This is a genomic window from Nocardioides panacihumi, assembly GCF_039530925.1.
GTDB classification, from domain to species: Bacteria; Actinomycetota; Actinomycetes; order Propionibacteriales; family Nocardioidaceae; genus Nocardioides; species Nocardioides panacihumi.
On record NZ_BAAAPB010000001.1, the window covers coordinates 1,505,365 to 1,514,370 of the forward strand.

Genomic DNA, 9,006 nt, shown 5'->3' on the forward strand with positions numbered 1-9,006 from the left:
GGTTGCGGGCGTGACCAGCAGCGAGGCTCGTGACCGGGACGACGCCGGCCGTCCGCGCCAGGCACGCCCGCGCGATGCCCTGGGTCGTCCGTTGCCGTACGGCGCCACCGGCGTCGAGCCCGTCCCGGAGGAGGCGCTGCCGCCCGCCGAGACGCTGGACAGGGCCCGCGAGCTGGTGCGGGACGGTCGGCCGTTCGCCGCGAACGAGGTGCTGGAGGCGCGCTGGAAGGCAGGCCCCGATGAGGAGCGCAGCCTGTGGCAAGGGCTCGCGCAGATCTGCGTCGGGCTGACCCACGCCGCGCGCGGCAACCGCGTCGGCGCCGCCAGGCTGCTCGAGCGGGGCGCGTCCCGAGTCGAGGAGTACGGGGTCGACAGCGAGCCGGCGTACGGCCTGGACCTGCGGGCGGTCGTGGCCTGCGTGCGGGACCGCGCAGCGGCGCTGGGGGACAGCCCGAACGCCTGACTCCTGCCTCAGCGATCCTCGACGTGCGCGCGCAGCGGCGCGCCGACCCGGTGCAGGTGGCGCAGCGCCAGGCCGTACGACCCGAGCAGGGTCGACTCCGCGTACGGGATGCCGTGCGCCCGGCAGTGCCGCTCGACGATGGGCTGCGCGCGCCGGAGGTTGGGTCGGGGCATGCTCGGGAAGAGGTGGTGCTCGATCTGCAGGTTGAGGCCGCCGAGTGCGACGTCGACGAACCGCCCGCCGAGGATGTTGCGCGACGACAGCACCTGGCGCAGCAGCGGGTCCGCGTCCTCGGCGGGCGTGAGCGTCGGCATCCCCTTGTGCGACGGAGCGAACGAGCAGCCGAGGTAGACGCCGACCAGGCCCTGGTGGATCACGAGGAACACCAGCGCCTGAGGCCAGGTCATGGTCGTGCCCAGCAGCGCGACGTAGAGGACCGCATATCCCAGCAGCAGGAGCGCCTCGGTGCGCCGGTGGCGCAGCCCGGGGCGAAGGACCGCGCGGACGCTCGAGACGTGCAGGTTCCAGGCCTCGAAGGTGAGCATCGGGAAGAACAGGCCCGCCTGGTGCCGCGTCATCCAGGCGGCCAACCCCGTACGGGCTCCGGCCTGTCCGGCGTCGAAGACCAGCGCTCCGACGGCGACGTCGGGATCGGACTCCAGGTCGTTCGGGTGGGCGTGGTGGGCGTTGTGCTTGTCCACCCACCACCCGTAGCTCAGGCCGCTGAGCAGGTTGCCCTGGACCAGGCAGAGCACCGTCCTGGTCCGGCCGCGGCACACCTGGCTGTGGGCGGTGTCGTGCGAGAGGAAGGCGATCTGCGTGGACACGACCGCCAGCACCGGGGCGAGCGCCAGCGTCCACCACGAGTCGCGCAGCAGCACCAGCCCGGCCACGACCGCGATGAGGGCGGCGAGGTCGATCGCGCCCACGGCCAGGTAGTAGCGGGGTCTAGGGTGGAGGAGTCCCTGGCCTCGGATCTCCCGAACGAGCTCGCTGTATCCGCTCGAGAGGGGCGGATGCACCGGATCGGTGGTCGACATGAGCACTCCCGGCTGATCGCTTGACGGCGCCGCCGGGGTCTGAGGTGGCTCTCCTTCGAGACTACCTCGCATCCTGAGGAGTGACAGTGCGGACCACGGCGCAGATCCTCGCGGCGGTCGACGCCGTCGCAGGGTCGGCGCGCTCGCTGCCCGAGCTGCTGTGCGACGACTGCGCCACGCACCTCGGCCTCGTCGGGGCAGGGATCGCCCTCATGAACGACACCGGCCACCAGGGCGTGGTCGGTGCCTCCGACGCGCTGACGGCCCGCCTGGAGGAGCTCCAGTTCGAGCTCGGCGAGGGACCGGGCCTGGACGCCTCCCGCGACAACGCGCCGATCCTGCGCTCCGACCTGGGTGCCCGTGGGTCGGCGACGTGGCCGGTGTTCGGCCCCGTGGCCGTGGCAGCCGGTGTGAGCGCCGTCTTCGCGCTGCCACTCCAGGTCGGCGCGGTCCGGCTCGGCAGCCTCTGCCTCTACCGGTCGGCCCCGGGCAGCCTGGGCGTCGAGGGGACGGCCACGGCCCTGGCGTACGCCGACGCCGCGACCGAGGTGCTCCTGCGTCTCCACGCCGAGGTGGCGCCCGGCTCCTCCCTCCACTCCGACCTGGGCGACATGCTGCGGCTCCGGGCCGAGGTGCACCAGGCGACCGGCTTCGTGTCGGTGCAGGCGTCGGTCGGCATCACCGAGGCGCTGCTCCTGCTGCGTGCCCACGCCTTCGCGGCCGATCGCCCACTTCTCGATGTCGCCCGTGACGTGCTGTCCGGACGACTACGCATTCCACTGCAAGAAGGCGAAGATGGTTGAGACCCCCGCCGCGACCCGTGGCAGACCGCAAAGAGGCCACCGTCATGACCACTGAACAACGGTTGTCCCAGGTGTTCGTGGAGCTCGCCGACACCCTCGTCGACGAGTTCGACGCACTGGACTTCCTCGCCACGCTGACCGAGCGGAGCGTCGAGCTCCTGAACGCGGACGCGGCCGGCGTGATCCTCAACGACCTGCGCGGCAACCTGCACGTCGTCGCCTCGACCAGCGACGCCGCCCAGCTGCTGGAGCTCTTCGAGCTGCAGAACGACGAGGGGCCGTGCCTGGACTGCTTCAAGGGCGGCCGCCCCGTCGTGAACGTCGGTATCGACGAGGCCCGTGAGCGGTGGCCGCGCTTCAGCGTGGCGGCGGCCGAGGTCGGCTATCGGTCAGCGCACGCGCTCCCGCTGCGCCTGCGCGACTCGGTGGTCGGGGCGATGAACCTGTTCTGCCGCGACGACGTCCGCCTCAGCGACGCCGACATCGCCCTCGGGCAGGCCCTGGCCGACATCGCCACGATCGGCCTCCTCCAGGAGCGCGCGGTCCGCCAGTCCGGGCTGATCGCCGAGCAGCTCCAGACCGCCCTCACCAGTCGCATCATGGTCGAGCAGGCCAAGGGCGTGCTGCTCGCGAGCGCGGGCGTCCCGGTCGACCAGGGCTTCCAGCTGATGCGCGACTACAGCAGGCGCCACAACCGCTCCCTCAAGATCGTCGCCCAGAGCGTGATCGATCGCGTCCTGACCGTGGACGACTTCCGGCGGCCGTGAGCGCGTCGGGCCCGCGACCCCGGTGCCTCAGGCCGCGGTCGTGGGCTTCGCCCCGCCCAGCCAGATCCGCGACGTGCCGTTGAAGTGCACGTGGGTCCCGAAGGTGACCCGCTTCGACAACCACGCACGTCGGTAGGGCACGAGCACGATCAACGGCTCGGCGTCGGAGCGCTCCACCTCGACGCGTACGTAGTCCCCGCTGCGCGTGTGGATGACCGCCGCGATCGCGACGGCTCGCAGCGCCTCCTTGTCCCCACGCGCTTCGTCGTACAGGACGTCGAGCGGGTCGACCCCCGGGGACGAGCCGTTCGACGCGCCTGTCGCGGCGAGGAGCACCACGACACCGTCGATCGACAGTGTCGTCGCGAACGGCGGGAACCCCTCCGCCCGCCCGAGCACGTGACCGGCGCAGGGCAGCACCGTGTGCAGCAACGCTTCGAGATCGCGGTCGGGCGTCGTCGGGATCATGTCAGCGGTAAGGGCCGGTGGCGCTGATGTCGTGCGTGCCGGCGTCCTCGGAGCCGAGCACGATCGCAGCGGCCACGTGCTTCCACGCCACGACCAGGGTCGTCGCCTCGCCGCTGCCCGGGTCGAGCACGGCCAGGTGCCCGGTCTCGTCCTGGCCGACGCGGCCGATCTCGCGCTCGATCGCGTCTCGAGCGTCATCCGCCACCTGCCAGCGCTGGGCCCAGCCCACGCCGTACAACATCAGATATGCCACTGAGGACCTCCAGGGGGACTGTCGTCAGTCTCCGGGGCTCTCGTTGTCCCATCGAGCGACGTCGACCGCCCCGCCGTCCCCTGCGGCCCCCTGACCCGCCGCCGTCAGGCGCTTCTGACCTTCGGCGGCGGGCGTGTCGTGGGGGATCACCAGCAGCTTGAGCCGGCGTCCGCTCGACATGGTGAGGACCATGAGGTGGGTGTCGTCGCTGGGGAAGGAGCCCGCCTTCACCCAGCCGCGTGCGGCCCGGATCTTGTGGATGCCTTCCGTGCCGGCCGGCGGGCCGTCCCAGTCCGGCCGGGAGTAGAGCAGGCGGCTGATCCGGCCACCCTCCGACGGGTAGTGATCGACCAGGTCCGCGGCCTCGAGCTGGAGGTCGCGCGACCGGGGCCACCAGGCGCCGTCGGCCTGGCCGGACGACTCGGTGTCGGGAAGGCGCAGCCGCAACTGCTCGGGACTCCGGGTCGCGGTGGAAAGGACAGTCGAAGACGTCGTCATGACGTCCGCCTCTCGGTCCTGTCTTGGAGGCTCGGAGAGCGCTCGCGTGGCAGGTCAGTTGCTTCCACAGTACACGCGGGGTAGTTACGGAGACCGCCGTCTCGACCCCCTCGTCCTGAATCGGTTCAACATTGTGACGTCAGTCAGCCAAACGTCTTGACGTGATGGCGATCACACCCTACGGTCGGGGCCGTTGATTCGTTTCAATACGAAAGCAGGCCCTCGGTGCGCCGTTCGTTCCTCTCCGTCCTCGTCGGACTCCAACTCGTCGTCTGCGCCTTCCTCGCGCAAGCGATGCCGGCGGCGCAGGCCGCTCCCGTCAGCTCGGAGGACCGGCCCGTCGGCCTCACCGTCGGCCAGCTGCCGGCGCCCTCCGACGTCGATGACCTGACCGCGCCGCTGCTCGGCTGGGAGGTGCCGACGGCCACGCAGACCGGCTACCAGGTGCAGGTCGCGTCGTCCGCGGACGCGCTGGGCTCCCCGGACGTGTGGGACTCGGGCAAGGTGGTGTCGAGCGCGAGCACCAACGTGGCGTACGCCGGCCCGAAGCTCGCCGCCGCCGAGAGCTACGTCTGGCGCGTGCGCACCTGGGACGGCGCCGACGTCGCCAGCCCGTGGTCGGCGCCGAGCCGCTTCGGGACCGCCGCCGGCGCGACCTGGGGAGACTCCCAGCCGATCTGGCTCGGTGGCGCGGCGGCGAGCTCCAGCTGGAGCGACTACACGCTGACGGGCGTCTTCCGGATCACCGCTGTCAACGCCAGCATCGTGTTCCGCGCCAAGGACGCGAACAACTACCTCATGTGGCAGTTCCGCGGCAACGGCGTGAACACCCTCGCCCCGCACACGCGGATCAACGGCACGTTCACCCAGCTCAAGTCCGTCGCGCTGCCCAAGGCCCTGGTCACCAACACCGACTACGCCTTCAAGATCGAGGCGGTCGGCTCGACGATCCGGACCTACCTCGACGGCACGCTGGTCGACACCACGACCAACTCCTCGTTCGCGACGGGCTCGATCGGCTTCCGCACCGGCTCCACCGAGACCAGCTCGTGGGACGACCTCAAGGTCACCAGCGCCTCCGGCGAGGTGCTCTACCTCAACTCCTTCAACCAGCCGAGCACCGACTTCCCGTGCGCCACGGTGTCGAACGGGCGCCTCCTGGTGCCGGTGAACGCCAACTGCGTCTACGGCGCCGCCGCGACCGACTGGGCCTTCCTCCGGGGCGAGGTCACGCTGCAGGACAAGCCGATCGCCTGGGCCAACGTCTTCGCGACGGGCGCCTCCACGACACCCGCGCGCCAGTTCGTCTACAAGCTGTGGCTCAACGGCACGTTCGTCGGGCTCGGCCCGACCCGGCCCATCGCCACGGAGACCCGCTACGACGGCTACGACGTGACCGCGCTGCTCCACCGCGGCCAGGCGAACGCCCTCGGCGCCATCGCCTACACGACCTCGGACAAGCGCTTCCAGGCCTACATGGTCGTCGAGTACGCCGACGGCACCCGTCAGACGTTCGGCACCGGCCCGTCGTGGAAGACCTACAACGGCGCCGCGGTCTACCCGGCCGCCGGCAGCATCGGCACGAGCTACTACGTCGCGCCCAAGGAGAACATCCAGTCGTCGGCGTACCCGACCGGCTTCGACCAGCCCGGGTTCGACGACTCCTCCTGGCTTCCGGCGAGCACCAAGGACGCCTTCAGCTCGCTCGAGGCCACCCCGACGGCCAAGGTCCAGCAGCAGCTCAAGACGCCGGTGTCGGTCGTGGAGAAGTCGCCGGGCAACTACTTCATCGACTACGGCCGCACCTGGGTCGGCGGCCTGAGCCTCGACGTCGTCGGCACGGCGGGTCAGGTGCTCGACGTACGGTTCGGCGAGGCGCTGTCGGCGCCGCAGACGGTCCAGTACGCCATGGCGACCGGCAACAGCTACCAGGACAAGTGGACGCTGCGCGCCGGCCCGCAGCACCTGGAGACGTGGGGCATGCGGGTCTTCCGCTACGCCGAGGTCCTCGGAGCGCCTTCGGGGCTGACGGCGAAGGACTTCCCGGCCCTGGCCCAGCTCTACCCCTACGACCCGGACGGCGCGTCGTTCGACTCCGCCGACAGCAACCTCAACCAGGTCTGGGCGCTCTCGCGCAACACGGTCGACGCCACCAACCACAACCTGTACGTCGACTCCTGGACGCGTGAGCGCGGCGCGTACGAGGCCGACTCCTACCTGCAGATGATGTCCAACTTCTTCGTCTCCGACGACCCGACGCTGGGCAACTACTCGCTGGAGTACCTGCTCACCGGCCGGACCTGGCCGACCGAGTGGCCGATGTACATGATCCTGGCCTTCCACGACAGCTACCAGCAGACCGGCGACATGGCCGCGCTCGCCCGCAACTACGCGGCGCTCAAGGCCAAGCTGCCCGCCCAGTGGCTCGAGGCGAGCACCGGGCTGATCCGCAAGGACACCGGGTCGAACGGCGCGAGCAGCTGCAACGACTGCGACATCGTCGACTGGCCCACGAGCGAGCGGGACGGCTACGTCTTCCGGCCCTACAACACCGTGATCAACGCGATCGGCTACCGCAGCTACGTCGACATGGCCGACATCGCCACGGCGCTGGGCAAGCCCGACGACGCCGCCTCCTTCACCGCGATCGCGACCCGGATGCGCGACGCCGTCAACGCCCGCATGTTCGACCCCGCCAAGGGCGCCTACCGCGACGGGCTCAACGCGGACGGGACGCCGGTCGCGCACTACGCGGTGCAGGCGAGCGTGTTCGCGGCCGCCTTCGGCATCGCCGACTCCGACCGCGCGGCGCAGGCGAGCGAGTACCTGCGCACGCGGGGGATGGTGTGCAGCGTCTACTGCGCCGCGTTCCTGGTGCGCTCGCTCTACAACGGCGACCGGGCGGACGTCGCCCACGCGATGCTCACCGGCACGGGGCTGCGCAGCTGGATGAACATGATCAAGGTCGGCGCCGGCGCGACCATGGAGGCGTGGGACGTCTCGCTGAAGAGCAACCTCACGTACTCCCACCCGTGGGCCGCCTCCCCGGCGTTCAACGTGCCCCAGGGCATGTTCGGCATCCAGCCGACGACGCCGGGCTACGCGACCTTCGACGTGCGGCCCCAGCCGGCCGACGTCGCCTGGGCGCACGTCACGGTCCCGACGCTCAAGGGTCGGATCGGCGCCGCCTACGACACCATCGACGGTCGCACCGACGTCGGCGTCTACGTGCCCGGCAACACCGCGGCGCGGATCTCCGTGCCGGACGCGAGCGGCGCCAGCACCGACGACACGGTCTACGTCGACGGCAAGGCGACCCCGGCGACGTACGACCGCGGCTATCTGCAGGTCGAGCACGTCGCCGCCGGCTGCCACGTGCTCAGCCTGACCGCCGGGGCGACCGCCAGCGAGGACGGCCGGCTCACCTCGGTCTGCCCGCCCGGCACCGAGCCCGACCTGACCGCGCCCGTCGTCGCGGTCTCGGTCGACCCGGCCGAGCCGAGCGGGCCCGGCGGCTGGTACGTCGGCGACGTCACCGTCACGGCCACCGCCACCGACGCCCGGTCGGGTGTCGCCTCGGTCGAGTACATGACCGAGGGTGGTGACTGGACGCCCGTCACCGGCCCGATCGCCGCCGCCGAGGGCGAGCACACCTACCTGTTCCGCGCGACAGACCACGAGGGCAACGTCTCGGGCACCGGCTCGGTCACCGTGCGGCGCGACGTCACCGCGCCCGAGGTCACCGGAGCGCTCGACCCGTCCGCGCCCGACGGGGACGACGGCTGGTACGCCGGGCAGCCGACCCTGCACCTGGCCGCGACCGATTCCGCATCCGGCGTCAGTGCGATCGAGCTCAGCACCGGCGACGCCGGCGAGTGGCAGCCGTACTCCGACGACGTCGCCGTCCCGGAGGGCGTCACGACGTACCGGTTCCGCGCCGTGGACAACGTCGGGCACGTGTCCGCGGTCGGCAGCCTCACCGTGAAGCGGGACTCGACCGGGCCGGACCTGACCTGGAGCGGCGCCATCCGGGATGGCGACTCCTACGTCTACGGGAGCGTGCCGTCGGCGCCGACCTGTGCGGTCACCGACGCAGGCTCGGGACCCGCGGGCTGCGCCGTGACGGGCTACTCCGCGGAGGTTGGCGCGCACACGCTGACCGCGACCGGGCGCGACGTGGCCGGCAACACGACCGTGGCGACGCGCGACTACCAGGTGCAGGCCTGGCGGCTGGTCGGGTTCACCAGCCCGGTCGACATGAACGGCGTCGTCAACACGGTCAAGGGCGGGTCGACGGTCCCGCTGAAGTTCGAGGTGTTCGCCGGCTCGACCGAGCTGACCGACACGTCCGCGATCAAGGCCCTCACGGCGACGAGGACGAGCTGCGACACCTCGGCCCCGGCGGACGAGATCGAGCTCACGACCACGGGTGACACGGGGGTGCGGTACGACGCCTCGGCCGGCACGTTCGTCGCCAACTGGAAGACGCCCAAGGACCCGGGCGGCTGCTACCAGGTCAGTGTCACCACCCAGGACGGGTCGCGGCTGAGCGCCGGGTTCCGTCTTCGCTGATGGCATCGCCGAGTCGGCGCAACCTGGCAGCTCACAGGGGCCGAGTCGGCGCAACCTGGCAGCTGATAGGGGTCGAGTCGGCGCAAGCTGGCAGCTGAGAGGGGTCGAGTCGGCGCAACCTGGCAGCTGGCAGGGGTCGAGT

General features: G+C 71.2%; 8 protein-coding genes. 4 read left to right on the forward strand and 4 right to left on the reverse strand.

The genetic code is table 11. The annotated features are described in order from the left end of the window. The first annotated feature begins 10 nt into the window (after window positions 1-10). A complete protein-coding gene (locus ABD205_RS06990) occupies window positions 11-463 on the forward strand; it encodes a DUF309 domain-containing protein (protein ID WP_344043790.1) in 453 nt (150 codons plus the stop codon). Between the two features lie 8 nt (window positions 464-471). On the opposite strand, the gene ABD205_RS06995 is transcribed toward ABD205_RS06990, so the two are convergent. After that, window positions 472-1,392 carry a fatty acid desaturase family protein gene (locus ABD205_RS06995; RefSeq protein WP_344043792.1) on the reverse strand — a complete coding sequence of 307 codons (921 nt, stop codon included), beginning with the start codon at window positions 1,390-1,392 and terminating at the stop codon, window positions 472-474. Window positions 1,393-1,589: 197 nt separating this feature from the next. On the opposite strand from ABD205_RS06995, the gene ABD205_RS07000 reads away from it, so the two are divergent. Beyond that, window positions 1,590-2,306: an ANTAR domain-containing protein gene (locus ABD205_RS07000; RefSeq protein WP_344043794.1), complete on the forward strand. Its 717-nt coding sequence runs from the start codon at window positions 1,590-1,592 to the stop codon at window positions 2,304-2,306. 44 nt (window positions 2,307-2,350) lie between these two features. Next, the gene (locus tag ABD205_RS07005) at window positions 2,351-3,073 is read left to right on the forward strand and encodes a GAF and ANTAR domain-containing protein (protein WP_344043796.1); all 723 of its coding nucleotides are present in this window, start codon (window positions 2,351-2,353) and stop codon (window positions 3,071-3,073) included. A gap of 27 nt (window positions 3,074-3,100) precedes the next feature. Here the strand turns inward: ABD205_RS07005 and ABD205_RS07010 are convergent, their stop codons facing one another. From ABD205_RS07010 to ABD205_RS07020, 3 genes are read right to left on the reverse strand one after another with little or no spacing between them, the layout of a single operon-like run. Then, window positions 3,101-3,541 carry a hypothetical protein gene (locus ABD205_RS07010; RefSeq protein WP_344043798.1) on the reverse strand — a complete coding sequence of 147 codons (441 nt, stop codon included), beginning with the start codon at window positions 3,539-3,541 and terminating at the stop codon, window positions 3,101-3,103. Between the two features lies 1 nt (window position 3,542). Beyond that, on the reverse strand, window positions 3,543-3,782 hold the full coding sequence (locus ABD205_RS07015) for a hypothetical protein (RefSeq protein WP_344043800.1): 240 nt from the start codon (window positions 3,780-3,782) through the stop codon (window positions 3,543-3,545). A 36-nt stretch (window positions 3,783-3,818) separates the two neighbouring features. Continuing rightward, the gene (locus ABD205_RS07020) at window positions 3,819-4,292 is read right to left on the reverse strand and encodes a DUF5994 family protein (protein ID WP_344043802.1); all 474 of its coding nucleotides are present in this window, start codon (window positions 4,290-4,292) and stop codon (window positions 3,819-3,821) included. 225 nt (window positions 4,293-4,517) lie between these two features. Here ABD205_RS07020 and ABD205_RS07025 point away from each other — a divergent pair, with 225 nt between their 5' ends. Then, window positions 4,518-8,864: a family 78 glycoside hydrolase catalytic domain gene (locus ABD205_RS07025; RefSeq protein WP_344043804.1), complete on the forward strand. Its 4,347-nt coding sequence runs from the start codon at window positions 4,518-4,520 to the stop codon at window positions 8,862-8,864. The last annotated feature ends 142 nt before the right edge of the window (window positions 8,865-9,006 follow it).

Bases quoted from the DNA above. Each gene is read 5' to 3' on its own strand.
- ABD205_RS07005 (WP_344043796.1), top strand. From the start codon at position 2,351: ATGACCACTGAACAACGGTTGTCCCAGGTGTTCGTGGAGCTCGCCGAC.
- ABD205_RS07010 (WP_344043798.1), bottom strand. From the start codon at position 3,541: ATGATCCCGACGACGCCCGACCGCGATCTCGAAGCGTTGCTGCACACG.
- ABD205_RS07015 (WP_344043800.1), bottom strand. From the start codon at position 3,782: ATGTTGTACGGCGTGGGCTGGGCCCAGCGCTGGCAGGTGGCGGATGAC.
- ABD205_RS07020 (WP_344043802.1), bottom strand. From the start codon at position 4,292: ATGACGACGTCTTCGACTGTCCTTTCCACCGCGACCCGGAGTCCCGAG.